The following is a 25,536-nucleotide window of genomic DNA, read 5'->3' as shown; positions in this document are numbered from 1 at the left end:
AAATACTAAAAAGATGAGAGACAGGGGATCTCTCACCTTTTTCTATATATAGGGGTACTTCACTTGGAACTCAAGGGTACTTAAATCATGAATGTACTTTTAACTTTTTAAACTCTTCTGTTAAAAGAGGTACAACTTCGAATAAGTCACCGACAATACCATAGTCAGCTACTTTAAAGATACTTGCTTCTGGATCTTTATTAATCGCAACGATTATTTTTGAGTTAGACATACCTGCTAAATGCTGAATCGCACCAGAAATACCACATGCAATGTATAAGTCTGGCGTAACAACTTTACCAGTTTGACCAATTTGTAATGAGTAATCACAGTATTCAGCGTCACAAGCACCACGAGATGCCCCAACAGCGCCGCCTAGTACGTCTGCTAACTCTTTTAATGGCTTAAAGCCTTCTTCACTCTTCACACCACGTCCGCCAGCGATAATAACTTTTGCTTCAGAAAGATCCACACCTTCTGCTGTTTTACGGACAACATCTTGAATGATTGTACGTAAATCTTTCACATCAACTGTAATAGAAGATACGTCACCGCTGCGAGACTCATCTTTTTCCAGAGTTGCAATGTTATTTGGACGCACTGTCGCAAATAAGATGCCGTCTGTTACAATCTTCTTCTCGAATGCTTTACCAGAGTAAATTGGACGAGTGAAGATAACATTTCCACCTTCAACCTCTAAAGCAGTTACGTCAGAAACTAAACCAGCTTCAAGCTTCGCTGCTAATTTTGGTGATAAATCTTTACCAAGTGCTGTATGTCCAAAAACGATACCTTCTGGATTTTCTTCAGCATGTACAGCTAAAAACGCTTGTGCATAACCATCAGATGTATATGATTTTAATTTATCATTTTCAACTGTCACAACGCGATCTGCACCGTAATGAATCAATTCATTTGCAAAAGAGGCAACGCTGTCTCCAATTAGAAGACCTACTACTTCACCGCCTTCTGCAATTGTTTTTGCTGCTGCTACCGCTTCAAAAGAAACGTTACGTAGCGATCCATCACGAACTTCACCCATTACTAATACTTTACGAGCCATAGATTTTCCCTCCTGCATATATAATTTCGTATTTTATTAGATTACTTTCGCTTCTGTATGGAGCAACGATACAAGTTCTTTTACTTGATCTTGCAGCTCGCCTTGTAACACTTTTCCTGCATCTTTCTTAGGAGGCAAATAGATTTCAATTGTTTTTGTCTTTGCTTCCACATCATCTTCTTCTAAATCTAAATCATCTAATTCTAATTCTTCTAGCGGCTTTTTCTTCGCTTTCATAATACCTGGAAGCGATGGATAACGCGGTTCATTTAAACCTTGCTGTGCTGTTACTAAAACTGGTAATGAAGTTGCAATCACTTCTGTATCACCTTCAACATCACGCTCAATCTTCACATTTGTACCGTCAATTTCAAGTTTTGTAATTGTCGTTACATACGGAATATTTAACGCTTCAGCTACGCGTGGTCCTACTTGTCCAGATGCACCATCAATTGCAACGTTTCCGCCTAAAATTAAATCTGCATCTTTATCTTTTAAATATTCAGCAAGCACTTTTGCTGTCGTGAACTGGTCACCATTTTCTACATCATCTTCAATATTAATTAATACCGCTTTATCACAGCCCATTGCTAATGCAGTACGAAGTTCTTTCTCACTATCTTCGCCACCGACTGTTACAACTGTAACTTCTCCACCTTGTGCGTCTCTTACTTGAATTGCTTCTTCAATTGCATATTCATCGTAAGGGTTGATGATGAATTCCGCTTCGCCATCGTAAATTGCACCGTTTTTAATTACGATTTTTTCTTCTGTATCAAATGTTCGTTTCATGAGTACGTAGATGTTCATTCCATTTACCCCCTTGTTTTTCAGAAAGATTCTATCAATTTTAATTTTCTGTTAATTTATATTAAAAAAATAATTGAACTACCTGCCACTAAATGAAGGTTTACGCTTTTCTAAAAATGCAGCTACACCTTCTCTTCCATCTTCACTCGTAAATACTTCACCAAAAATTTGTGATTCACGTTGTACACCTTCATAGTAATGAGACGATTTTGTCGTTTGCAATAACTCTAGTACAGCACGAGTTGTTGCTGGACTTTTTCCAGCAATTTGTTTTGCAACTTTAAGCGTATCATCTAAAAGAGATTCTTCAGAGAACAATCCGTTAACAAGTCCCCACTTTAATGCTTCTGCACCAGTAATTGGTGTACTTGTTAACATCATTTCACAAGCTTTCGCTTTCCCAACATAACGTGGTAAGCGCTGTGTACCTGCAAAGCCAGGAATTAATCCAAGTGTTAATTCAGGTAAACCAAGTTTTGCACTTTCAGTTGCAAAGCGCATGTGGCAAGACATAGCAAACTCAAGGCCGCCGCCCAGTGCCGCTCCATGAATTGCCGCAATAACTGGTTTTGAACATTTTTCAACACGCTCAAACGTAACTTGTCCAAGCTGTGCTAATTCTGTTGCTTGCTTCGCTTCAGTAACAGATGTAAATTCTTTAATATCTGCTCCTGCTGAGAAGAAACGTCCTTCACCGTGAATAACAACAACACGAATGTTATCATCCTTTTCCACTTGATCAATTAATTCAGTAACGTCATGCATAACTTGTGAAGACATCGCATTCGCTGGTGCGTGATTTAATGTCGCCACCGCGATATGATCTTCAACTCTTACAGATAGGAATTTCAACATGATCCCTCCCATTATTGACGATAACCACAAGCTGCAATAAGTAGCCCGTGTACCGTTTTTGAAAGTGCGACCAGATCATACTTATGATCGCTCATTACCCAATTGGTCACAACTTCATCTACTGTTCCAAAGATCATTTGTCTTGCCACGCGAACATTTAAATCTGCTTGAAATTCACCTTGTTTTATACCAGTCTCTAAAATCTCATCCATAACTTGTAAGTAGCCTTTTAATACTTCATTTATTTTAAGGCGCAAGTCTTGATTGGACTGCCTTAGCTCTAATTGCGTAACGATAGCAAGAGGATCATTTTGCGACAACAGCAAGAAGTGCGTTTCTACCAACATGAATAACTTCGATACAGCGCTTTCAATTCCTGCTGTTTTTTGACGAATTGTTTCGACAAATTCTCCCATCTTCTCTTGGAATAAGGATATTAATATATCTTCTTTATTTTTAAAATATAAATAAATCGTGCCATCAGCTACCCCAGCTTGCTTTGCGATTTTAGAAACTTGCGCTTGGTGGTACCCATTCTCCGCAATCACAATGACTGCCGCATCAATAATTTGATTGTATTTCGGTCTATTTTTCTTCACTTTACTGTCCCCTTCAAGAAGATGACTGAATGAATAGTCATTCATATTCTTATAATACTGACTATTTAGAAAAGTGTCAATCCTATTTTTTCAAAAAGAAAGGGCCTTAGCCCGTTTGCTCATCCTCATTCTTTCTCTTCTCTTCATCTATTAGAACACGGCGTAAAATTTTCCCTACTGTCGTTTTTGGCAATTCATCTCTAAACTCATATACTTTCGGCACTTTATAAGCCGCTAAATATTTACGTGCAAACTGATTTAATTCTTCCTCAGAGCACTCCGTACCTTCTTTTAACACAACAAATGCTTTAACCGTCTCTCCTCGGTACGGATCTGGAACTCCAATTGTCACTACTTCTTGCACTTTTTCATGCTCATATAATACTTCTTCAACTTCACGAGGATACACATTAAATCCACTCGCGACAATCATATCTTTCTTGCGATCTTTTACATAGAAGAATCCATCTTCATCCATGTAGCCAACATCACCTGTATGGAGCCAGCCATCTTGCAATACAGCCGCTGTTTCCTCTGGCTTATTCCAATATCCTTTCATAATTTGAGGGCCTTTCACTACAATTTCACCTATTTCTCCTGGCGGTAATGCCTCACCAGTTTCAAGCGACATAATGATTGCTTCTGTATCTGGCCACGGAACTCCGATGCTACCTGGCACTCGCTTTTCCCATAAAAAATTACTATGTGTAACCGGAGAGGATTCTGTTAAACCATATCCCTCTACTAGTTTACCACCTGTAACTTTTTCGAACTTTTCCTGTACTTCTACTGGCAGTGGTGCTGATCCACTAATACAAGCACGAATAGAAGAAATATCGTATTCTTTTAAAAGCGGACTATTTAAAAGAGCGATATAAATAGTTGGTGCCCCTGGAAACAATGTCACTTTATGCTTCTTAATCGCTTCAAAAACCATTTTCATATCAAACTTTGGAATAAGGACCATTTTGTATCCTTGCATAATACTTAAATTCATAACAGCTGTCATACCATAAACATGGAAAAATGGAAGAACCCCAAGAACGACTTCTTCTCCTTCTTTGCAATTATATAACCATTGAACTCCCATTAACGTGTTAGAGACGAGGTTTTTATGCGTTAACATAACTCCTTTCGGAAATCCGGTTGTTCCTCCTGTGTACTGTAAAAGAGCTAGATCATTTTCAGGATCACAAGGCACCTCAACATTCGTATTCACTTCTTTTTCTACTGAATTCCAAAGATGAATCGTTTCACTCTCTGATACTTTCACAACTAAATTCGACTGTTTTTTCTGCACAAATGGATACAATAGATTTTTAGGGAATGGTAAAAAGTCTGCAATACGAGTTACGATAATATGCTCAATTTTTGTAGCAGATTGAACATTCGTTACTCTTGGAAACACTAAATCGAGACAAAGAATTACTTTTGCTCCCGAGTCATGAAGCTGATATTCTAATTCCCTTTCTGTATACAGTGGATTGGTTTGTACTACGATACCTCCCGCAAGTAATGTACCGTAATAACCAATTACAGCTTGCGGACAATTCGGCAACATAATAGCAACTCGATCACCCTTTTCCACACCGAGCTTTTGAAGATAATTTGCAAACCGCTTCACCTTATCATGGAAGTCCGAAAACGTAATATCCTTCCCTAAAAAGTGAAGCGCTTTCTTTTCTGGGTAGCGAGAAGCCATCTGTTCTACATATCTATGAAGCGGCTGAATATCATAAGAAACCGTACTCGGAATTTCCTCTGGATAACTTTTCAACCATGGTTTTTCCACCTTCATTCCCCCTTCAAATACATAAAAAATAAATGAATGTTCATTCATGATGGTTATTTTCATTATATTATAGTCACCATAGCGTTACAATCATAATATTCTGACTTTTATATAACTATGCTTTACTTCATTAACTTCTTATTATATGTAGAAACTCTCTTAATCTTAAAAGAGTAAGAGAGTTTGTCATTAACTTAATCTTATAATTGTTAATACCGCTCCTGGGGTAGTTGTTGATAATGTCGCAACAGCTAACAAACCAAATAATTGCAAACTAATTGCACTCCCCGCCGCAAGAGTCGTAATAATTGTCGCACTAAATGATGTCGTTGCTAATGCAGGAGAATTAATAGTCCCAGCAAGCGGTGCCCCATTAATTGTAATTCGTGAACTAACTAATAATGCAGCCGTTATATTAATTGAATATGAAATATAATAATTCCCTGCATTTGCAGCCGTAAATACTGTGTTCCCCCCAGACACTGTAATACCTGGACCGATATTCTGATTGTTTGGAAGTGGGACATTTGTTCCACCTAGTAGTACCGATATTGCTGTACCCGACGTATTATTTGCAAATGCGTATGTTGCCGTTATACTTGTGCCTGTTGCTCCTGTTGGACCTGTATCGCCTGTTGCTCCTGTTGGGCCTGTCGCTCCCGTTGGACCTGTCGCTCCCGTTGGACCCGTCGCTCCCGTTGGACCCGTTGCTCCCGTTACTCCTGTCGCCCCCGTTGGACCCGTTGCCCCTGTTATTCCTGTTGGGCCTGTTGCTCCTGTTGGGCCTGTGTCGCCTGTTACCCCTGTCGCCCCCGTTGAACCCGTTGCTCCTGTTGCTCCTGTTATTCCTGTCGCTCCTGTTGGTCCCGTTGCCCCTGTTATTCCTGTCGCTCCCGTTGGACCTGTGTCGCCTGTTACTCCTGTCGCCCCCGTTGGGCCTTTTGCTCCTGTTGCTCCTGTTGCCCCCGTCGGACCGGTTGGGCCAACCTTAGGAACTGTCCCATCGCAACTAAAACAGCATGAATCAACATGTACACCATTTTGATTATTACACCCACAATATCCATTTACGTTATTGCTCCATGAAGACATGTTGATCACTTCCTTTACATTCGATCTTTTTAGCGCAATCACCGACTTAAAAAACACCTATCTAAATAACAAAGAAATACTTTGCCTAGTTGGGGATAAAACACAGATTTCCTCCATACATTCTAGTAATTATTACATGCGATTCACTCTCCTTTTGCTTGTACTTTCGCCTTATCTCCACAGACTATTAACAATACACATTACACTATCGTACACAGCCACTTTCCCATTTAAACTTTCCACATTCGCAATATTTTTAGTAAAGAGGCTTATTCTTCATAAATAGCGACTATAATATATAAAAATCCGTATAGTTCGTTATTTTTCGTCAAAATTTTAAAAATATATTGACACTTAAAATATCCTCATAGTATGATTTGGGTGTTGTAATTGATAACCATTTTCACTTATGGTACTAGTTACAAAAAACACTTAATTTGGGGGCAGAAGATGAAGAAAATTCTCAGTATTTTCATAGTAGTTCTTCTATTCGCTGTTGGATGCGGACAGCAAAAAGAGGAGAAAAAAGAAACAAAAGCGGACAATAAAAATCAAGCTATAACAATTAAACACGCTGAAGGGGAAACGAAGTTAGATAAACCAGCAAAAAAAGTAGTTGTACTTGAGTGGGTATATTCTGAAGACTTATTAGCACTTGGTGTTCAGCCAGTAGGGATGGCAGACATTAAGAATTATAATAAATGGGTAAATACAAAAACAAAACCGAGTAAAGATGTTGTAGATGTAGGGACACGTCAACAACCAAACTTAGAAGAAATTAGCCGTTTAAAACCAGACTTAATTATTACAGCTTCATTCCGTGGTAAAGCAATTAAAAATGAATTAGAGCAAATTGCACCAACAGTTATGTTTGATCCATCAACAAGCAATAACGATCACTTTGCTGAAATGACAGAAACATTTAAACAAATTGCAAAAGCAGTTGGAAAAGAAGAAGAAGGTAAAAAAGTATTAGCTGATATGGATAAAGCATTCGCTGATGCAAAAGCAAAAATTGAGAAAGCAGACTTAAAAGATAAAAACATTGCAATGGCACAAGCATTTACTGCTAAAAACGTACCAACATTCCGTATCTTAACTGACAATTCTTTAGCTTTACAAGTTACAAAAAAATTAGGTTTAACAAATACTTTTGAAGCAGGAAAATCTGAGCCAGATGGTTTTAAACAAACAACTGTAGAATCATTACAAAGTGTACAAGATTCAAACTTCATTTACATTGTAGCGGATGAAGATAACATTTTTGACACGCAACTAAAAGGCAACCCTGCTTGGGAAGAATTAAAGTTCAAAAAAGAAAACAAAATGTATAAATTAAAAGGCGACACTTGGATTTTCGGTGGTCCTGAGTCTGCAACATCTTTAGCAACACAAGTAGCAGATGTAATGACAGCGAAGAAGTGATTACACAATGAATAGCTTACAACATACACTTCGAGCAAGTCTTGTATTCGGAGGAGGAGCAGCTCTCTTGCTCCTCCTTTTCTTTATTCATATCGGACAAGGTCAAGCAAACATTTCCTATAGTATGATTATTGATGCTCTTATCTCACCGAACCAATCGCTAGAACATCAAACTTTAATCATGCTTCGATTACCTAGAGCTGTAATTGCCATTTTAGCTGGAGGCGCTCTTGCTGCATCAGGGGTTATTTTACAAACGTTAACGAAAAATCCACTTGCTGAATCCAGTACAATGGGTATTCACTCTGGCGCATATTTCTTTCTAGTAGCGGCTACAATTTTCTTACCGAAAGATTTACAAATTAATTCTCTTCTGTTCACATTTATCGGTGGTGCTATTACTGCTTTATTTGTATACCGTATTTCTGGTGGAAAAAAGGGAACCCCACTTAGAATGGCATTAGCTGGTATGGTCGTTACATTAATGCTCTCTGCCTTTACCGGAACGATGCAGCTTTTCTATGAAAATGAAACAGCTGGTTTATTTTTATGGGGAGCTGGCTCTCTTATTCAAAATAACTGGGATGGCGTTCAATTTGCTTTTCCATTTATCATTATTTCTTTCCTAGTTTTACTATTTATGTCTCGTAAACTCAACATTCTCTTACTTGGTGATGATGTTGCTATTTCTCTTGGTGAAAAAACAGCAGTAACACGTCTTATCGCCTTCATTGCTGCAATCTTTTTAACAGCAGTAATTGTTACTGTTGTTGGACCAATTGGCTTTGTCGGCTTAGTTGCACCTCATTTAATGCGCCTTATCGGATACCGTCAACACTTTACTCTTCTTCTCTCTTCTTTCTTATGGGGGGCAGTATTATTGCTTGGAGCAGATGTTGTCGGTAGATTAATAGATCCAACCGGTGCAGAACTTCCTGTTGGGGCAGTCACAGCAATGATTGGATCTCCTTGGCTTATTTACTTAGTGTATCGAATGATGAAGTCGAAACAATATATGAATGATAACGGTGCGAATGCAGCTGGAGCTAGTTCCCGCTATTACTCTTATAAAAAGGTAATCATTATATCTATCACACTTTGTATTGTGACGATTGCTCTTGGTGTTACAATCGGTAGTAACGCTTATATCGAAAGTATTACTAATGTTATATCAGGTCAATTAACACAATTTGACAAAAATATGATGATGAATCTTCGTTTACCAAGAATGCTCGTTGCTGCTATTGCTGGCGCATGCCTTGCAATAAGTGGGCTTGTTTTCCAAAGTATATTACGAAACCCACTTGCCGATCCTTCTATTATTGGTATTTCATCGGGAGCTGGTGTCGGTGCTTTAACGATTATGTATGTCTTTCCTGCACTTCCTGGTTTCTTCCTACCAATTGGTGCATTTATTGGCGGACTACTTGCAGTTGGAATTGTCCTCTTCTTCTCTTGGAAATCAGGATTTAGTCCAACAGCTCTCGCTTTAATAGGGATTGGTATTTCTGCGCTTGGCTCAGCAATTATTCAAATCTTTATCGTTAGAGCCAATTTGAATGTTGCCGCTGCTTTAACATGGTTATCTGGCAGTACGTATGCAAGAGGGTGGAATCACTTAGAAAATATCATTCTATATCCATCTCTAATTCTTGTATTCATTATCTTTTTCTTAATAAAACAACTTGACGTTCTCGTACTGGGAGACGATTTAGCAACTGGACTTGGGCAACCAGTAAATAAAACACGTCTTGCTCTAATTGTGCTAGCGACACTACTTGCATCAGTAAATATCGCTGCTGTCGGTACAATTGCCTTTTTAGGCCTTGTCGCACCTCACTTAGCAAGAATTGTTGTTGGTATGAACCATCAAAGACTATTCGTTTGCTCAGCACTGTTTGGAGCAATTCTTCTTTCCATTGCTGACTTACTCGGCCGAACAATTGCATATCCGAAAGAAATTCCTTCTGGTCTTGTCGTCGCTGTACTTGGAGCACCTTATTTCTTATGGTTGATGAGGAAGAGTGGGAAGAAAGTTAATTAAAAAGGAGGCTTCTTGTTAGAAGCCTCCTTTTTAATTAACTTTCTTTAGTGGGGGTTTTCTTCATCCCCGCTAATTATTAGCCCACACCAATCGGGCTTTTATGAGCAGTGAATCTCCCACCTAACTTCTTTGCTCCAGCCGAATCTTGAGGTGGAAGTTTTACTGTCCGACGAATAGCCGGATAAATTACTCTGATCTCACTAATTTCACAGATTCAGTACTCCCCATAAACTCATGATATACAGTTAATGTGTTCTCCTCAATTTTCAAATCAGCCTTATGCTTTATTTCCCCCACTAAAAATACAAGCTCTACAGAAATAATCCCTTGGTCCACACTTAATATTCGAAAGTCTCCTATAGTAGTCCCTTTCCCAAAAATATTATGTTCCATAAATTCTCCGCCTGTTTTCTCACTATTAATAGATTCTATTTCCAACCCAACTGGCCTGTCTGTACTTTCTGATGACATCCAAGACCCTTTTAACTTTCCAATATCAGCCTCTTTTTTCTTTTCATTTTTTAACTCTTCCTCTTTTTCCTTAACTTCTGCTTGTTGAGTTAGTAAGCCATCGATTTGCTTATTCAGCTCTTCGGCCCGTTGATTTTCCGAAATAAATTGTTGATTTTGGCCAGTATCGTTAACAATTTTATTTACTATCCCTTTAGCCTCTTCATACTTTTTATCATTCTTTAACTTCTCTGCCTTTTCCAATTGACCTGTATATTGACCTTTTAACTCTTTATGCTCTATGAGCGAATCTTTTTGTTCTTTCGCTTGACTTTGAAGGATTGCGGAACCATCTTTCATCTTTTCTACTTCTTGAAACAAACCTATTGCTTGTTCTATATTTCCACTCGATTTCTCTTTTATCGAACTTATCATCTTAGTAGTTTGGTCTTTTAATACCTTTGCTTCTTTATCATCCTTTTTCTCTTCTAATGCTAGCTCAAATGATGCTACTGCCGTGTCATATTCTTTACTCGCTAACGCCAATTTCCCTTGATCCATTGCTTTTTTATAGGTTTCATTGCTACATCCTACCATTAAAAATAAAATTATGATTCCTAAAATCAATCTTTTCATAATATCCCCCTAAATTAATATAATTCTATATACACTCAATAATATCATAAAATTTATATATAAAATTTTAAATACCATCATTAAAACATAAAGGGAACTTGTCATTTCTTCTCGAACTTAATCTATGAACATAAGTAGAGGGGGATAACAATAATGTACCAAACGATTGAAGGCTTTTTACAATCATGGACATACGAAGCAGAGTCTACTCAGAAAATGCTTGATTCATTAACCGATGCATCTTTATCACAAGAAATTGCACCTGGACATTGGACGTTAGGAAGAGTTGCTTGGCATATCGTGACGGCAATTCCTGTTATACTATCTGGCACAGGGCTAAAGTTTGAAGGCGAAACGAAAGATTATCCTGTTCCTACTTCTGCAAAAACAATTGCAGATGAGTACCGTAAAGTGAACGCGGCTTTTGTTGAAGCACTTCAAAGCGAATGGACGGATAAAGATTTAGCAACTATTAATGACTTCTTTGGTCGCCCTATGCCGAATTCTATATTTTTAATGACACTTATTAATCATCAAAATCATCACCGCGGGCAAATGACGGTTTTAATGCGACAAGCCGGCTTAACAGTTCCTGGCGTATATGGTCCCGCAAAAGAAGAATGGGCTACGGCTGGAATGGAAGCTCCTAAAATGTAACAACAGAAAAAGACAAGGTGTTTACACATCTTGTCTTTTTCTGTAACTTGTTTCATGTGAAACTTTATATTGCATCTTCCCTCTCAATATTTTTAATTCCATAATAAGCAATCGCCACACCAATCACTGCAAATGCGAATTGAAGAGGAAGAAAGGTCGCTATAGGAAATATTGGTGGGTTATTAATTGCGATTAGCACAATGATAATAGACGAAACAATAGTAGTTGGCACTGAACGTTTACGCATTCCGAAGTATAGAGGAATTAAGCTTATTCCCGCAGTGGCAATGGCTAAAGGAACGAGATTTATCCCTTCTTGAATCAATTGATCTACTGCGAATGAATTAGGAAGAATCGAAAAATAACTATCTATCCCAATGAAAATTCCCACTACAAAAATATTAGATAAAATAACTGTTATGAATGTTAATATTGCTGTAATAGCCAACTTACTAATCATTATTTTCTTTCGATTAATTGGATAAGAAAACATCAATAATATTGTTTTGTTTTTATATTCATCAATTATTAACTTAGCTATTAGTACAGCACCAAAAATAATAAATGTTGCTCTCACTATTGAACTAGCCATTAACAAAATGGCCTGCGGATCTCTTATTTCTGGATCTCCCTCTATTTGAGAAACGATGCTAACAAAAATCAATAATGCCAGTATAGCAAGATTTGCAATTACTGCTCTCTTCACGTACCAGCCAAGTTTAATTTTCTTCAGTTCTAGCTTCATAAGACGTAGCATGATAGTCCTCCCTCCTCCTAAGACTTAATCAATATAAATGACCCCTGTCTTACTTAAAATCTCCACTTTGTTTTTTGCATCACCAATCGTTCCTACTTTTATTTTTTCTGTACTTTTATCTTTCTTAAGTCCTTTTAAATCTACTATTACGTCAGCCGAATTACTTTTAGCCATAAGCTTTAATGATGCCAGGACACCTTTATACCGTACGCCAATATCCCCTGATTTTGTTTCTACAAATAATAATTTTCCTTCTGTCATATCTTTCAGTAATACTTCCCCAGATGTTGAAGTGATGTTCATATTTGAGTTACTTACATTTGTGATATAGTTATCACCAGTCGTAGACTTTATATTTAATTCTTGTACTGAACTATCTTTTACAACTAACTCTCCACTTTGCGATATGAATTCACCTTTCTCGGCTGATAGTCCTGTAATCATTCCATCTCCAGATTTGCCTTTTATCACGATGCTTTTTACTACTATATCGTTTATTTTCACATCACCCGATTTATTATTTAATACAATTTTATCTATTTCTTTCTTCGGAATAGCTATACATATACTATCCTTCTTCCTAAACGTAAAACCATTAAAAAATTTGTTCACCTTTTGTTTTTGCTTAATCATAATTTTATTTTCGTCATTTTCTATTTTGACAGGATCTATCTCTTTATCTGCTTGTTCACCTTGAGCAGAAATTACTATTTTATTAGCGTCTGTACTTTTAAACTCAAGATTCCAATTTTCATTGTCTACTTCTATTGCTTTTATATTATTTATATCAAAAGACTTTTCTTTCTTAAAATCTTTCCCCTGAAATACCTTAATACCAAAAACTACACTAGCAATTGTAATGAATAATATTGCAATTACTATCATTTTTTTCACTATTCATACCCCAGTTCGTTTTTGTTTTAAGCTTGCTTCACGCCACATCTATCTTGTCAATTTTACGAAACGATAGATAGCTAATGAAAATTCCTAATAAACAGAGCACGATTGGGATAGCTATAAAATCAAACATACTTACTTGACCATTTCCAGGACCAACGTTACTGTTCATCATCATCCCAATTATTACTGCAGAAGTAATCGTTGTCGGTGTTGATTTCTTTCTCATTCCAAAAAATAAAGGAATTAAACTAATACCAGATATCATAAATGCACTTATAATAGTAGCTGGAACGATAGCTATTATTTCCCCCATCGTAACAGGCGTTTCAAGTAGTCCCATTATTGGATTCATACAGAATATGAGCAAACTAATAATGAAAGTAGCGATAATCGTGCTCACAAAACAAAAACAAAAAACAATTGTTAATTTCGCACTCATTAGCATTTTCCTTTGCAGTGGATACATAAATAGTAGCTGTATTGTTTTGTTCTTGTATTCATCAATCACTAAACGTGATAAAATAACCGATGCAAAAATAATAAATGTAATTCTAATAAGAATATTTGCTAAAGACATGTATTCCATATAGCTAGAGAACATCAAATCATCCTCTACCTTAGATCCCCACGCCATAAGGCTTACTGCAGCGAAAATTGCTATAATACAAATTGCTACCCCTTTAAAGTAACTAGATAATTTATGTTTCTTCCATTCGAGCTTCATTAATTTAAACATATAAATTACGCCTCCATTCTTTATATACCTGTCTCTACGCTGCTAACATTCTAATTCCAGCAGTAACGAAGCTTAACATTCCTATCACTAGTACACTGAACAACCATTTCCGCCCTGGTTTTCTATAATATAAAATTCCACTTATTAGCATTACGATAAATCCACTTACCAGGTTCAGCCACAGTCCATTAAGCATGAATACCTTCTCCATCCATTACATTTAAGAAATATTCTTCTAAGGAACTATGTTTCTTATTAATACTTTCAATTTCCACATCGTTCATAATAAGTGCTTTTGAAATGGCCTGCTGAGACGCTAACGTATCATAAACCCGAATCATGTTTCCACTCATTATTTTGTAGTTTTTTATACCAAGTTTATCTTCTAAAATATAAGTTGCACGTTTCACATCAGGAACAGTGATTTCAATATACTCTGTTTGTTTTCCGTTAATACTCTTCATTGAAACTTCTTTTATTAGTTTTCCATTTTGAATCACACCAATTGTATCCGCCATTAGTTCCATCTCACCTAAAATATGACTAGAAACTAATAATGTAATGCCATATTCTTTGCAGAGCATTTTAAATAAGTCTCGTAACTCTTTAATACCAATTGGATCTAAACCGTTAATGGGTTCATCTAAAATGAGCAATTCTGGCTTTGTCACGATTGCTCTTGCAATACCGAGTCGTTGTTTCATTCCTAATGAAAAATCTTTTACTTTTTTATTATCTATCCCTTGTAGTTTCACTAAATGTAAAGCATGGTCAATTGCATTTTTATCGTAGTAGCCCATATATTCACAATGTAGGTCTAAGTTTTCTTTCGCCGTTAATTTATCATAAAAGATTGGGTATTCAATAATTGTCCCCATTCTTTTTAATACTTCATAAGATGTATCTGTTAATTTCTCACCGAAGATTTCAATATCACCACTCGTCGGTTTTATTAAATTTGTAATCATTTTCATAATCGTTGTTTTACCAGCACCGTTTGGTCCTAAAAAACCGTAAATTTCTCCTTTTTTCACATGCATGTTAACACCGGAAATAACTTCTTTCCCTTTAAACACTTTCGTTAACTGATTTGTTTTTAATATATATGTCATGTTACTTTCCCCTTTCGCAATACTCTATATTTCTATAATAGACAACGGAAATCTCTTTTTTCTTACCCGTTTCTTACAAATTCCTTACGCTGAAAAAAAGCTTGTAGAATCTACTGCTCTACAAGCTAAAACTGTATCTTTGTTAATACAATTGTAAAAATTGTTTTTTCATACGGTTTACTAGAAAGATGGATTTTCCCGTCCATCGCTTCCACAAGCCGTTTCGTAATCGTTAATCCGAGACCACTTCCTTGGTACAATCTATTTCTTGAATCTTCAAGTGTGTACATACGCTCAAACACTTTATCAATATGAGATTCATCAATCCCTTTTCCTTTATCCCATACATCTATATACACGCCCGTGTCATCATCTCTTAACGTCATACCGAGTGCCTTTCCATCGTCTCCATATGTAATTGCATTTGATATTAAATTATTCAATACCCTACCTAATACTTCTACATTTCCAAGTGCGTATATATTTCTTTCTGGTATATCAATATGAACCTGAAAACCTTTCGTCGTCACTAAATCATAAAATGATAAAATCTTCTCGCGGCATACTTCATTCATATTTACTTTTGTCATTTCAATTGCTTTGTCACCAGATTCTAATTTTGCCAAGTCAAAAAACTTATGAATTAACTCCATCACTTCTAGTGTTTTCGTATGCACTTTTTCAAGTAATATTTGTTGTTCTTCTTTATTTATCGTTTTATCCTTATTTAACATTTCTGTATATCCAAGAATAACTGTTAGTGGTGTTTTCAAGTCATGCGAAATATTTGAAAGCATTTTTCTCATCGAAATTTCTACTTTTGCATGATCTGCATTCGTTTTCTGTTTTGCATCTAATAATTGATTAATTGCCACTAATAATTTTTGCAATTCTAGATCATCTGTCATAACGAGTAACGTCTCGCCTGTTTTGTCATTTACAATACTTTCTAATTTTTCATATGTGTATCGTAAATTTTCACTACTATTTTTTCTCATTCTATATTGCATATAAATAACACATAACAATATAAAAATAATACCTATTAACAAATTGACCATATTACATCACTTCCAACTTATAGCCGATGCCCCATAACGTTTTAATATATTCTGGATTAGATGGATCACTTTCGATTTTCTCACGCAATCTTCTCATATGAACATTAATAACGTTATCGTCACCGTAATACTCTTCATTCCAAACTAACGTATATATTTGCGCTTTCGTAAATACACGATTTTGGTTCTTTACGAATAGCTTTAAAATCTCAAATTCTTTTAAAGTAAGTTTGAGAGACTTCCCGTTTTTTTCAACTGTAAAATTAATTGGATCAATTGTTAAATCACCAATTTGAATCATCTTTTCTGTTGTTTCTGTAGCCGAATATTTCGTAGACCTCCGAATACCCGCTTTTACACGTGCAGCTAATTCAATCATAGAAAACGGCTTACAAATGTAATCATCTGCTCCAAGTCCTAATCCAACAGCTTTATCAACATCTGTATCTTTTGCCGACATCATTAAAATCGGAACAGCACTTTTTTCTCGAATGATTCGTACAACTTCTAAGCCATCTAGCTTTGGCATCATAATGTCAAGGATAATCAAATCAAATGAACCTTTTAAATATGTGTTCACGCCTTCCTCTCCATCAGACGCAATTGTTACTTGAAAACCCTCTTTTATTAAATACTTTTCCACCATCTCTTGAATTGAGATATCATCTTCAACTAATAAAATATGATGTGACATATGTCTATCCCCTTTTTACAAACGTTAACAATCCAATTGTATCGTAACTACTACAGACTGGAAACAATTATATGAATTTTCAAACCAACTTCCCTTCCTTCCTTAACAATGATATGATGAAATTCACTACGATTGTTCATAATTAACTTTATATAAAGGAGACTTATCATGTCAGAAAACAAAAAAGTAAGCTTAGCTGATTTAATGCGCGAACAACTTGCTAAGAAAAAGCAAGGAAATGGAAATGGTCAAAATGCAAAAAATCAAAGCCAAGAAACGAAAAAATTACAAAACCAACAAACAAAGAAAACAAACAACCAACGTAGACGTACAGGTGTGTAAATGAACGGACAAAAACGTTCTAATATCGCGCCCGGTCTTGAAGTTGATATTGTATTAAAACAAGATCAACGAACAGGCAAATTAACACGTGGAATTGTAAAAGATATTTTAACAAACTCCCCTTCCCATCCGCATGGCATTAAAGTGCGATTGCAGGACGGACAAGTCGGTAGAGTACAAAATATCGTTCAATAAGAAAAGGAGCTCAAGTAAACTCGAGCTCCTTTTCTTTATTAACCTTTAATTTTCTCGATGAAAACTACTTTTAAGTAGTCTCCTTCTTTAAATTGATCAATGGTACGGAAATCTTCTGGTAAAGAATGTTCTTCTAATATTTTATATTTGCCATTCATTTCTTTAAAGGCTGTATCGATAAAGCCTTTAAACTTTTTCATATCGAATGCGCTACAATTTGTAGAAGCAACGATAATACCGTTATTTTCTGTAATAGCAATTGTTTCTTTTAATAAATTTTTATAATCTTTTGCTGCACTAAATGTATATTTTTTTGAGCGGGCGAAGCTTGGAGGATCAAGTACGACCATATCAAATTTCATCTTTTTCTTAGCTGCATATTTGAAGTAAAGAAATACATCTTCTACAATAATATCTTGTGCTTCATAATCAACTTCATTTACACTAAACTGCTCAATCGTTTTACTTAAACTACGATTTGCAAGATCAACACTCGTCGTTTTACTTGCTCCGCCAAGCGCTGCAAATACAGAGAAAGCACCTGTATAAGAGAACATATTTAACACTGTTCTTCCCTTTGCATATTTATCACGAATTTGTTTTCGAACGTTACGTTGATCTAAAAATACACCAACCATTGCCCCATCATTTAAATAAACCGCAAAGTTCACACCGTTCTCTTTTACGATAAGTGGGAACTCGCCGCGCTCTCCTGCTACGAAATCATCACCCTCAATATATTTCCCTTTCGTATCAAAACGCTTTTTCTCATAAATACCTTTAAAGTTTGCTACTTTTTGAAGAGCGGCTATAATCTCATCTCTGAAAGTGTAAATCCCTTCACTATACCAACTTACTACGTAGTAGCCATCATAATAATCGATAATTAGTCCTCCAAGACCATCACCTTCACCATTCACCACACGGAATGCTGTCGTATCACTTGATTTATAAAATTGCTTTCGTTTATGTAGGGCAGATTTGATTTTACTTTCAAAGAAAGATTGATTAATTTGTTCACTCTCTTTTCTCGTTAAAATCCAGCCGTATCCTTTATTTTGCTTTCCATAATAACCTTTTCCGACAAAGTTGTTCTTCTCATCTACTACTTTGATGATTGTTCCTTCTTCACGAACATCATTTAAATTTTGAATCGCATCTTTTAAAATAAGCGGATATCCACTTTTAATTTCTTTTATAAATTTCGGTTTTATTTTTACAGTTACTTCTAATCGCATATAATAACTTCCTTTCCATTTGCATGCTTTCTCTACAGGAAGCATTTGAAAAACGAGACTGAAAAAACAGCCTCGTTTCACTATACCATATTATTGCTTTGCTAGTACAACTAGCTCATTCTCGCACTTAACCGCCACATATTTACTACGTTTTGAAATGAAAATCTCACTGTCCAAAATAATAGAAAAAAACTTATATATTTCACATTTACCATTGACAATGATAATGATTTTCATTATCATTTGATGTATATGAGTTCTTGAAAATATAGCTACATTTATAGGAGGAATAAACATGATTATTGTTACAAATACAGCTAAAATTACAAAGGGAAATGGGCATAAATTAATTGAGCGTTTTAATAAAGTAGGTAAAGTTGAAACGATGCCAGGCTTTTTAGGTCTAGAAGTTCTTTTAACACAAAATACAGTTGATTATGATGAAGTAACAATTAGCACTCGCTGGAATGCAAAAGAAGATTTCCAAGGTTGGACAAAGAGCGCTGCATTTAAAGATGCTCACTCACATCAAGGCGGAATGCCAGAATATATTCTTGATAATAAAATTGCTTACTATGATGTAAAAGTTGTACGTATGCCAATGGCTGCAGCACAGTAAGAACAGTCCTTTTTTAAAGTATAGAATATGAGAAGCGTTATCTATCACTTCTCATATTCTATACTTTTTTCTTTAATTTCTTTTTACTAATTTTGCGTGTACAACTAGCCTTCCAGCCTCTGGATCAAGAGCATAATCACAAGTAGAAAGTGTTACGATTTCATCATTAGCCGTCAATTCCGTATCCGTTTTGTACAGTGATTTTTCTTGAATTTCCTTTAAGAACGATGCATATGCTGCATCATTTCCAAAATCCGTTTCAATGTAATAAAAGTCCGTTGTTGTCGTGTATACTGAAAAAACTTCAACGTCGTATCCTTCAAATAATGTATCGTAATATAATTTACGATGAGACATAAAAAAGTCTTCATCCAACATTTTTTTTAAACTACCAAACATAGAACCATCTTTCATACGATGGCCATATAAAATCGTATTTCGATTTTGAGATTTCACATCATTACGATGGTCCATAAAAATGCTTCCCGCTCTCATATCTTCACCTTTATAATTACGAAATAAATAGTAATCATTATCTTTTGCTTGAACGATTGGATAATTAATTTGTGTATCATCCATCGTAATCCATCCGACTATCTCTGGATTAATTTTCTGGAGATCCTGAAACTGTTTACGTACCTCTCCATTTTCTGATTTTTCTTCCATTGGACTTCTTTTATAAATATGTTGTGCCTCAGCCATTACTTTACGATTTTCATAATAATCCATGAAAATCCCGCCCAACTCATACATTGAATAGAAAAAGATTCCTAAAAACACAATTGTAAGTATGCGTTGAAAAAAAGAATTCTTTTTCCGTCCTTTCTTACTATTCAAATTATCACCTCAAAACGGATTATGCTCAGCCTTTAGATTCCCATAGGTACCATGTACAATCCGGTATCTTCATCCTGCTTTACAATGACATCTACACGATATATTGCTTTAACCATTTCTTCTGTTATTACATCATTAGGAATACCTTTCGTAATAATTTCTCCATCTTTCATAACGATAATATGGTCGCTATAACGAATGGCTTGATTAATATCATGTAATACCATTACAATCGTTAGTCCATGCACTTCATTTAACTCTTTCACTAACTCTAATATTTCTAACTGATAGTAAATATCTAAATATGTGGTCGGCTCATCTAAGAAGAGCATTGGTGTATTTTGAGCTAATGTCATCGCGATCCAAACTCGCTGCCTCTCTCCACCAGATAAAGCATAAATTGGCTTATCACGCTTACTTTGTAAATTCGTACATACTAGTGCACGCTCAATCGCTTCTCTATCTTCATCTGTTTGCGGAGAGAATATATTTTTATATGGCATACGCCCGAAGCTTATTAGCTTTTCCACTGTAATATCTGCTGGAGCCTCATTTTGTTGATGGACAACTGCTAGCTTTCTAGCAAACTCTTTCGGTTTATATTCACCAATCGCTTTCCCATCAAGTATTACTTCTCCACTGCTAGGAGCGTGGTTTCTAGACATGACACTAAGTAATGTTGATTTCCCACATCCATTCGGTCCAATGATTGTTGTAATTTTCCCAATTTCTATTTCACTACTAACAGACTTTAAACGATTTGTTACGTTATCGTATGAAAAGGTTACATTTTTAATTTCCATGAACTTTATCACTCTTTCTAAGCAAAAATATTAAGAATGGACCACCAATAACCGCCATAATTGTTGCTGCTGGAATTTCGTTAGGTGGCACAATTAACCTTCCAATTGTATCTGCCGTCAAAATTAATAACGCCCCTGCAAGCGCAGAAAATGGAATTAATACTTTATGGTCTGAACCGACTAATTGTCTTGAAATATGCGGAACTAGTAATCCTACAAAAGCAATAACACCTGCAATCGCTGTTGATACTGCCGCTAAGAGTACTGCAATGGCAGAAATAATAAGACGAACTCTCGTCACGTGCAAGCCTAAGTTTTTCGCAGTCTTATCTTGTAGCGATAATAAGTTACACCAAGCTCCTACGAACAGAGCAAGAATAAGACCAATCGTTCCATAAGTCACCATTATTTCTACATCGCCCCACGTCTTCATTGTTATATTAGAAGTCGTCGTTTGCTTAATACTCTTAATAAAATACCCACAAATCGTAACGAATGATTCATTTAATCCAGTAAACATTGCATTAATGGCAATACCAATTAAAATAATGCGAAGCGGGCTTAATCCTGATTTCCATGAAAACGAATAAACGAGATAACATGCAAGCGCACCACCTAAAAAGGCGAATACGGGTGTCCAGAAAAAGAATTGCGGAAACAACGTAATAATAACGAGTGTCATAAAACTTGCTCCTGAAGATATACCGATTACCCCAGCATCGGCGAGTGGATTTTTCATAACAGCTTGAAAAAGCACACCTGAAACAGCGAGAGCCGCTCCAGTGAACAACGCAATAATAATACGCGGGAAACGTAAATCTTTAATGACTTCAACATCTTCATTTCCACCTGTAAATATCCCTTGTACAAGTTCAACAATACCTACTTCTAAACTCCCTTTCATCGCTGACAATGATGTCATAACAATAAGCAATGCAGTAACAATGAGGAAACTCCAAGTTTTTTTATTCATTCTACTCTTCCTTTATATTAAAATGCATCACGGATACATCATTTTTTTCAATTCATCTAACGCTTCAATTGCTGCTAAATTGCCTGTCGTTCCAAATAAACGCTCTTCTAAATCGTAAACACGGTTATTTTTAACCGCAGCAAAGTGTTTCCAAATATCATTTGTTTTAAATTCTTTATCAAACATTTTTACAACTTCATCAGGCATACCATGAGCTGCTCGTAAAATAATATCTGGATCAGCTTTCTTTAAATACTCTGTATTAGAAGCTAAATATTCTACTTGTTCACCTTGCACAATATTTTTACCACCTAGTTGTTTCACTAAATCTCCAATATAAGAATGCTCTGTTGCTACTAAATAACTTCCCGGCACACCTAATAAAATAAGCACTGTCGGTTCTTTCTTTCCTTTTACTTCTTTTTGAATGCTAGCAACCTTTTTATCTAATTTAGTTACTACTGCTTCGGCCTGTTTTTCACGCCCATATTTCTTACCTAAATCGCTAATAGAACTTTGCATATTTTTCAAACTCGTTAAATCTAAAAAGTTTGCTTTCATACCCACACCATCAAAAACTGGCTTTAATTCATATTCAAGTGTTGTCACAGATAACACTTCTGAAGGCTTTAATGACTTTACCTTTTCCATATCTGGACTCATTGGATTCCCAACTTCAGGTAAACCTTTATATCGCTTCGGTAAAGTTTTAGAGCTTGTTGGAACGCCAACTAAATCTACTTCTAACGCATCCATAATTTCAGTAACAGCCACTGTTGTTGCAACAACGCGCTCTTTACTCTCACTCTTTACCTGCTTTGCTGTTTCTTTTTTTGGTGATGAGCACCCAGCTATACTCATTAACAAAATGATAGCCATTAGTACACTTGCAATTTTCTTCACTCTCAATCACCACTCCTTTCCATACAATATGAAACAAGTCTTGATGCACGCGAATATGCATCAAGACTCCAAAAATTACAATCTACCTGCTCTATATTTACGAACTAGTAAAGCAAGTGAACCTAGCAGTAACACCATATATAAACCAAGTTGTGCTGTATCTGCAGTTTTTGAGTTTTTCTCTTTTTTCGAATCATTTTTTGTATCTTCTTTTTTCTTCTGACCATCTGCATTTCGGTTAAAATCAGGAGTACCTACTGTTTTTACATTATCTACTTTCGGTGTAGTCACTGGATTTTTCGGTTCATTTTTCGGTTCCTCTTTAAGAGTTCCTAACGCGCCGATATTATTTGTATCAAATTGAATTTGCACATCGTAGAAATGATGGTAGTTCATCTCATCGATGTCTACCTTTACTTTTGCGTTTAATTTTTTAAATAGATCTTCTACTTCAAACTGTACTACTCGCGTATTTACATTTTTATCTTCGCTTACTACTTTCGCATCAGCGAATAGTTCATTGTTTTCCGTTTGGAATTTCGTAATCCACGCACTATTTTTCAGCGTCATCTCAATATATTTTTTACCATCTTTTACGATTAATTTCGCTGGATTTACAACATAGTCATTCATCTTTGAAATCTCATCTGCTTTATCTTTTAATACTTTAAATGTAATATCATATTGGCCATCTACTAAATTTTTCGGATCAACTATTACTTTCGGGTTATTATTTCCACCTTGGTTGTTGTTTCCGCCTTGGTTGTCGTTTCCGCCTTGGTTGTCGTTTCCGCCTTGGTTGTCGTTTCCGCCTTGGTTGTCGTTTCCGCCTTGGTTCCCTAAGGCTTTAATACTGTCTTGATCAAATACAAATTGAACATCATAGAAATGGTGATAATTCATTGAATCAATATCTACTTTTACTTTTGCATTTAATTTTTTAGACAAATCGTTTACTTCTACTTCTACTACTCTTGTATTTTGTTCTTTATTTTCACTTAACACTTTTGCATTAACGAAAGAACCATTTTTCTCAAATTCAAATTTCGTAATCCATGTACTATTTGTTAATGTAAACGATACGTATTTCTTACCATCTTTTACTTTTAATACACCTGGGCTTTTTGTGTATGTGTTCATCATTGAGATTTCATCTGTTTGATCTTTTAACACTTTAAAGCCAATTCTGTATTCACCATCTTTAAGAGCTTTTGGATCAATTGTTGTGTTATTATCTTGGTTATCATTTCCACCTTGGTTGTTGTTTCCACCTTGGTTGTTGTTTTCACCTTGATTGTTGTTTCCACCTTGATTGTTGTTTCCACCTTGGTTGTTGTTTTCACCTTGGTTGTTGTTTCCACCTTGGTTGTTGTTTTCACCTTGGTTGTTGTTTCCACCTTGGTTGTTGTTTTCACCTTGGTTGTTGTTTCCACCTTGGTTGTTGTTTCCACCTTGGTTGTTGTTTTCACCTTGGTTGTTGTTTTCACCTTGGTTATCTAACGACTTAATGCTACCTTTATCAAATGCAAATTGAATATCGTAAAAATGGTGATAATTCATTGAATCGATATCTACTTTTACTTTTGCATTTAACTTTTTCGATAAATCTGGTACTTCTACTTCCACTACGCGTGTATCATTTTTTTTATCTTCACTTATTACATTTGCATCAACAAACGAACTATTTTTCTCAAATTCAAATTTTGTAATCCAAGAACTGTTCGTTAACGTAAATGATACATACTTCTTACCATCTTTTACTTTTAGCACACCTGGACTTTTTGTATATGTGTTCATCATTGAAATTTCGTCTGTTTGATCTTTTAATGCCTTAAAATTGATGCTGTATTCACCATCTTTAATTGTTTCAGCATCTGGTTTTTCTACTTCTGGTTTTTCTGCTTCCGGTTTTTCTACTTCTGGTTTTTCTGCTTCCGGTTTTTCTGCTTCCGGTTTTTCTGCTTCTGGTTTTTTCTCTTCATTTTTAATTTGTTCAAGTTTATCTTGTTCAAATAAAAGTTGTACATCATGCATTTGCTTATAATTTCTTGATGCCATTTCGATAAATACTTTTGTATTTAGTTTTTTAGATAAATCGTTTACTTCAAACTCTACTACTCTTGTATCTTTTTCCTTATCCTCACTCACTACTTTTGCATCAACAAATGCGCCATCTTTTTCCGTTTGGAAATTTTTAATTAATGAGCTACTTTTTAGTGTTACAATTGCTTTTTTCTTACCGTTTTCTACTTTTAATACTCCTGGATTTACCATGTAACTATTCATCTTAGATTCTTCATCTGTTTGATCTTTTAACACTTTAAATGGAATGCTGTACGCACCATCTGTAATTGTGTTAGAATTTGGTTGTTGATCTGGGTCAGGCTTTTGGTCGGGCTTCTGACCTGGATCGGTAGTTTCATTTGGATCTGGCTTATTAGCTGGGTCCTCTTTTTCATTTGGTTTTTCTACATGAATTGGTGTAATGCTATTTTGATCAAATGCAATACGAACGTCGTACTCATGATGATAATTTAAAAAATCAATATCTACTTTTACTTTTGCATTTAATACCTTCTCTACATCTTCTACATCAAATTCTACTACTCTTGTATCTTTTTCTTTATCTTCACTAATTACATTCGTCGCAACTAGCTTACCTGCTTTTTCTGTTTCAAATTTCGTAATCCATGAACTATTTGTTAATGTAAAGGATACTTTCTTTTTCCCATCCTTCACTTTTAAAGTTCCCGGACTTACTGAATATTGATTCATCATCGATTCTTCATCTGATGTATCTTTTAAAACTTTGAAGCCAATTGAATATTCACCGTCAGCCAACTTGGTAGCTGCTTGAACTGCAAGTGGTTGTAATGTTGATACGAATGTAAATATCATTAAAAACATAGCAACAATAATTTTTGTATACCTGTTCAATGGAAC

Annotated in this window: 26 protein-coding genes; 6 read left to right on the top strand and 20 right to left on the bottom strand. The window is 35.6% G+C overall.

Annotated elements, in window-relative coordinates:
* Positions 1–85 precede the first annotated feature (85 nt).
* From etfA to IQ781_RS20355, 6 genes are all read right to left on the bottom strand, one after another.
* The gene (gene etfA, locus IQ781_RS20380) at positions 86–1,063 is read right to left on the bottom strand and encodes an electron transfer flavoprotein subunit alpha (RefSeq protein WP_000101945.1); all 978 of its coding nucleotides are present in this window, start codon (positions 1,061–1,063) and stop codon (positions 86–88) included.
* A 36-nt stretch (positions 1,064–1,099) separates the two neighbouring features.
* Positions 1,100–1,873 (bottom strand): electron transfer flavoprotein subunit beta, encoded by a 774-nt coding sequence (gene etfB / locus IQ781_RS20375; protein WP_001029028.1) that lies wholly within the window; start codon positions 1,871–1,873, stop codon positions 1,100–1,102.
* Positions 1,874–1,951: 78 nt separating this feature from the next.
* Positions 1,952–2,728: an enoyl-CoA hydratase gene (locus IQ781_RS20370; protein ID WP_000911292.1), complete on the bottom strand. Its 777-nt coding sequence runs from the start codon at positions 2,726–2,728 to the stop codon at positions 1,952–1,954.
* Positions 2,729–2,739: 11 nt separating this feature from the next.
* Positions 2,740–3,327 carry a fatty acid metabolism transcriptional regulator FadR gene (locus IQ781_RS20365; RefSeq protein ID WP_000742223.1) on the bottom strand — a complete coding sequence of 196 codons (588 nt, stop codon included), beginning with the start codon at positions 3,325–3,327 and terminating at the stop codon, positions 2,740–2,742.
* A gap of 106 nt (positions 3,328–3,433) precedes the next feature.
* Positions 3,434–5,119, bottom strand: a complete 1,686-nt coding sequence (locus IQ781_RS20360) for a long-chain-fatty-acid--CoA ligase (RefSeq protein WP_000414746.1) — start codon at positions 5,117–5,119, stop codon at positions 3,434–3,436.
* Between the two features lie 189 nt (positions 5,120–5,308).
* Positions 5,309–6,211, bottom strand: coding sequence for a BclA C-terminal domain-containing protein (locus IQ781_RS20355; RefSeq protein ID WP_050228919.1), 903 nt, complete (start codon positions 6,209–6,211; stop codon positions 5,309–5,311).
* Positions 6,212–6,661: 450 nt separating this feature from the next.
* On the opposite strand from IQ781_RS20355, the gene IQ781_RS20350 reads away from it, so the two are divergent.
* Together IQ781_RS20350 and fhuB are read left to right on the top strand one after the other, a co-directional pair.
* Positions 6,662–7,636 carry an ABC transporter substrate-binding protein gene (locus IQ781_RS20350; RefSeq protein ID WP_000722821.1) on the top strand — a complete coding sequence of 325 codons (975 nt, stop codon included), beginning with the start codon at positions 6,662–6,664 and terminating at the stop codon, positions 7,634–7,636.
* Positions 7,637–7,643: 7 nt separating this feature from the next.
* A complete protein-coding gene (gene fhuB / locus IQ781_RS20345) occupies positions 7,644–9,680 on the top strand; it encodes a Fe(3+)-hydroxamate ABC transporter permease FhuB (RefSeq protein WP_001087088.1) in 2,037 nt (678 codons plus the stop codon).
* A 186-nt stretch (positions 9,681–9,866) separates the two neighbouring features.
* Here fhuB and IQ781_RS20340 read toward each other — a convergent pair whose 3' ends face one another.
* Positions 9,867–10,766: a tetratricopeptide repeat protein gene (locus tag IQ781_RS20340; protein ID WP_242808156.1), complete on the bottom strand. Its 900-nt coding sequence runs from the start codon at positions 10,764–10,766 to the stop codon at positions 9,867–9,869.
* A gap of 153 nt (positions 10,767–10,919) precedes the next feature.
* Between IQ781_RS20340 and IQ781_RS20335 the strand changes: the two genes are divergently transcribed.
* Positions 10,920–11,423: a DinB family protein gene (locus IQ781_RS20335; protein ID WP_100650968.1), complete on the top strand. Its 504-nt coding sequence runs from the start codon at positions 10,920–10,922 to the stop codon at positions 11,421–11,423.
* A gap of 64 nt (positions 11,424–11,487) precedes the next feature.
* Here IQ781_RS20335 and IQ781_RS20330 read toward each other — a convergent pair whose 3' ends face one another.
* The 7 genes from IQ781_RS20330 to IQ781_RS20300 all read right to left on the bottom strand — a co-directional run bounded on the left by IQ781_RS20330 (position 11,488) and on the right by IQ781_RS20300 (position 16,683).
* On the bottom strand, positions 11,488–12,180 hold the full coding sequence (locus IQ781_RS20330; protein WP_139847288.1) for an ABC transporter permease: 693 nt from the start codon (positions 12,178–12,180) through the stop codon (positions 11,488–11,490).
* 24 nt (positions 12,181–12,204) lie between these two features.
* Entirely contained in the window at positions 12,205–13,074 is an 870-nt protein-coding gene (locus IQ781_RS20325) for a DUF4097 family beta strand repeat-containing protein (RefSeq protein WP_139847289.1), read from the bottom strand.
* A 37-nt stretch (positions 13,075–13,111) separates the two neighbouring features.
* The gene (locus tag IQ781_RS20320; protein WP_000475536.1) at positions 13,112–13,816 is read right to left on the bottom strand and encodes an ABC transporter permease; all 705 of its coding nucleotides are present in this window, start codon (positions 13,814–13,816) and stop codon (positions 13,112–13,114) included.
* Positions 13,817–13,850: 34 nt separating this feature from the next.
* The gene (locus tag IQ781_RS20315; protein WP_000931815.1) at positions 13,851–14,012 is read right to left on the bottom strand and encodes a hypothetical protein; all 162 of its coding nucleotides are present in this window, start codon (positions 14,010–14,012) and stop codon (positions 13,851–13,853) included.
* A complete protein-coding gene (locus tag IQ781_RS20310; RefSeq protein ID WP_000221062.1) occupies positions 14,005–14,928 on the bottom strand; it encodes an ABC transporter ATP-binding protein in 924 nt (307 codons plus the stop codon). The genes IQ781_RS20315 and IQ781_RS20310 overlap by 8 nt, the downstream gene beginning before the upstream one ends.
* Before the next feature lie 125 nt (positions 14,929–15,053).
* Positions 15,054–15,989 carry a HAMP domain-containing histidine kinase gene (locus tag IQ781_RS20305; protein WP_000247675.1) on the bottom strand — a complete coding sequence of 312 codons (936 nt, stop codon included), beginning with the start codon at positions 15,987–15,989 and terminating at the stop codon, positions 15,054–15,056.
* 1 nt (position 15,990) lies between these two features.
* Entirely contained in the window at positions 15,991–16,683 is a 693-nt protein-coding gene (locus tag IQ781_RS20300; RefSeq protein ID WP_000018035.1) for a response regulator transcription factor, read from the bottom strand.
* Positions 16,684–16,851: 168 nt separating this feature from the next.
* Here IQ781_RS20300 and IQ781_RS20295 point away from each other — a divergent pair, with 168 nt between their 5' ends.
* The gene (locus IQ781_RS20295; protein ID WP_001293578.1) at positions 16,852–17,025 is read left to right on the top strand and encodes a hypothetical protein; all 174 of its coding nucleotides are present in this window, start codon (positions 16,852–16,854) and stop codon (positions 17,023–17,025) included.
* Positions 17,026–17,220, top strand: coding sequence for a YwbE family protein (locus tag IQ781_RS20290; protein WP_001014310.1), 195 nt, complete (start codon positions 17,026–17,028; stop codon positions 17,218–17,220).
* Between the two features lie 38 nt (positions 17,221–17,258).
* Here the strand turns inward: IQ781_RS20290 and IQ781_RS20285 are convergent, their stop codons facing one another.
* Positions 17,259–18,458 (bottom strand): class I SAM-dependent rRNA methyltransferase, encoded by a 1,200-nt coding sequence (locus IQ781_RS20285; RefSeq protein WP_001235507.1) that lies wholly within the window; start codon positions 18,456–18,458, stop codon positions 17,259–17,261.
* A gap of 295 nt (positions 18,459–18,753) precedes the next feature.
* On the opposite strand from IQ781_RS20285, the gene isdG reads away from it, so the two are divergent.
* Positions 18,754–19,077, top strand: coding sequence for a heme oxygenase (gene isdG / locus IQ781_RS20280; RefSeq protein WP_000587818.1), 324 nt, complete (start codon positions 18,754–18,756; stop codon positions 19,075–19,077).
* 72 nt (positions 19,078–19,149) lie between these two features.
* Here the strand turns inward: isdG and srtB are convergent, their stop codons facing one another.
* The 5 genes from srtB to IQ781_RS20255 form a co-directional block, all read right to left on the bottom strand.
* The gene (gene srtB / locus IQ781_RS20275; protein ID WP_001086126.1) at positions 19,150–19,914 is read right to left on the bottom strand and encodes a class B sortase; all 765 of its coding nucleotides are present in this window, start codon (positions 19,912–19,914) and stop codon (positions 19,150–19,152) included.
* Between the two features lie 32 nt (positions 19,915–19,946).
* Positions 19,947–20,717 (bottom strand): ABC transporter ATP-binding protein, encoded by a 771-nt coding sequence (locus IQ781_RS20270; protein ID WP_139847290.1) that lies wholly within the window; start codon positions 20,715–20,717, stop codon positions 19,947–19,949.
* Positions 20,707–21,690 (bottom strand): FecCD family ABC transporter permease, encoded by a 984-nt coding sequence (locus tag IQ781_RS20265; RefSeq protein WP_001036848.1) that lies wholly within the window; start codon positions 21,688–21,690, stop codon positions 20,707–20,709. The genes IQ781_RS20270 and IQ781_RS20265 overlap by 11 nt, the downstream gene beginning before the upstream one ends.
* Before the next feature lie 27 nt (positions 21,691–21,717).
* Positions 21,718–22,599, bottom strand: a complete 882-nt coding sequence (gene isdE, locus IQ781_RS20260; protein ID WP_002182955.1) for a heme ABC transporter substrate-binding protein IsdE — start codon at positions 22,597–22,599, stop codon at positions 21,718–21,720.
* 69 nt (positions 22,600–22,668) lie between these two features.
* A complete protein-coding gene (locus IQ781_RS20255) occupies positions 22,669–25,530 on the bottom strand; it encodes an NEAT domain-containing protein (protein ID WP_242808155.1) in 2,862 nt (953 codons plus the stop codon).
* Positions 25,531–25,536 lie beyond the last annotated feature (6 nt).

This window comes from Bacillus sp. N447-1, assembly GCF_022701035.1.
Taxonomy (GTDB): domain Bacteria; phylum Bacillota; class Bacilli; order Bacillales; family Bacillaceae_G; genus Bacillus_A; species Bacillus_A cereus.
The sequence above is the reverse complement of the archived record's forward strand: the minus strand, read 5'-3'. Positions and strand labels throughout refer to the sequence as shown.

Bases quoted from the DNA above. Each gene is read 5' to 3' on its own strand.
- etfA (WP_000101945.1), bottom strand. From the start codon at position 1,063: ATGGCTCGTAAAGTATTAGTAATGGGTGAAGTTCGTGATGGATCGCTA.
- etfB (WP_001029028.1), bottom strand. From the start codon at position 1,873: ATGAACATCTACGTACTCATGAAACGAACATTTGATACAGAAGAAAAA.
- IQ781_RS20370 (WP_000911292.1), bottom strand. From the start codon at position 2,728: ATGTTGAAATTCCTATCTGTAAGAGTTGAAGATCATATCGCGGTGGCG.
- IQ781_RS20355 (WP_050228919.1), bottom strand. From the start codon at position 6,211: ATGTCTTCATGGAGCAATAACGTAAATGGATATTGTGGGTGTAATAAT.
- IQ781_RS20350 (WP_000722821.1), top strand. From the start codon at position 6,662: ATGAAGAAAATTCTCAGTATTTTCATAGTAGTTCTTCTATTCGCTGTT.
- fhuB (WP_001087088.1), top strand. From the start codon at position 7,644: ATGAATAGCTTACAACATACACTTCGAGCAAGTCTTGTATTCGGAGGA.
- IQ781_RS20340 (WP_242808156.1), bottom strand. From the start codon at position 10,766: ATGAAAAGATTGATTTTAGGAATCATAATTTTATTTTTAATGGTAGGA.
- IQ781_RS20335 (WP_100650968.1), top strand. From the start codon at position 10,920: ATGTACCAAACGATTGAAGGCTTTTTACAATCATGGACATACGAAGCA.
- IQ781_RS20330 (WP_139847288.1), bottom strand. From the start codon at position 12,180: ATGCTACGTCTTATGAAGCTAGAACTGAAGAAAATTAAACTTGGCTGG.
- IQ781_RS20320 (WP_000475536.1), bottom strand. From the start codon at position 13,816: ATGTTTAAATTAATGAAGCTCGAATGGAAGAAACATAAATTATCTAGT.
- IQ781_RS20315 (WP_000931815.1), bottom strand. From the start codon at position 14,012: ATGCTTAATGGACTGTGGCTGAACCTGGTAAGTGGATTTATCGTAATG.
- IQ781_RS20310 (WP_000221062.1), bottom strand. From the start codon at position 14,928: ATGACATATATATTAAAAACAAATCAGTTAACGAAAGTGTTTAAAGGG.
- IQ781_RS20305 (WP_000247675.1), bottom strand. From the start codon at position 15,989: ATGGTCAATTTGTTAATAGGTATTATTTTTATATTGTTATGTGTTATT.
- IQ781_RS20300 (WP_000018035.1), bottom strand. From the start codon at position 16,683: ATGTCACATCATATTTTATTAGTTGAAGATGATATCTCAATTCAAGAG.
- IQ781_RS20295 (WP_001293578.1), top strand. From the start codon at position 16,852: ATGTCAGAAAACAAAAAAGTAAGCTTAGCTGATTTAATGCGCGAACAA.
- IQ781_RS20290 (WP_001014310.1), top strand. From the start codon at position 17,026: ATGAACGGACAAAAACGTTCTAATATCGCGCCCGGTCTTGAAGTTGAT.
- IQ781_RS20285 (WP_001235507.1), bottom strand. From the start codon at position 18,458: ATGCGATTAGAAGTAACTGTAAAAATAAAACCGAAATTTATAAAAGAA.
- isdG (WP_000587818.1), top strand. From the start codon at position 18,754: ATGATTATTGTTACAAATACAGCTAAAATTACAAAGGGAAATGGGCAT.
- IQ781_RS20270 (WP_139847290.1), bottom strand. From the start codon at position 20,717: ATGGAAATTAAAAATGTAACCTTTTCATACGATAACGTAACAAATCGT.
- IQ781_RS20265 (WP_001036848.1), bottom strand. From the start codon at position 21,690: ATGAATAAAAAAACTTGGAGTTTCCTCATTGTTACTGCATTGCTTATT.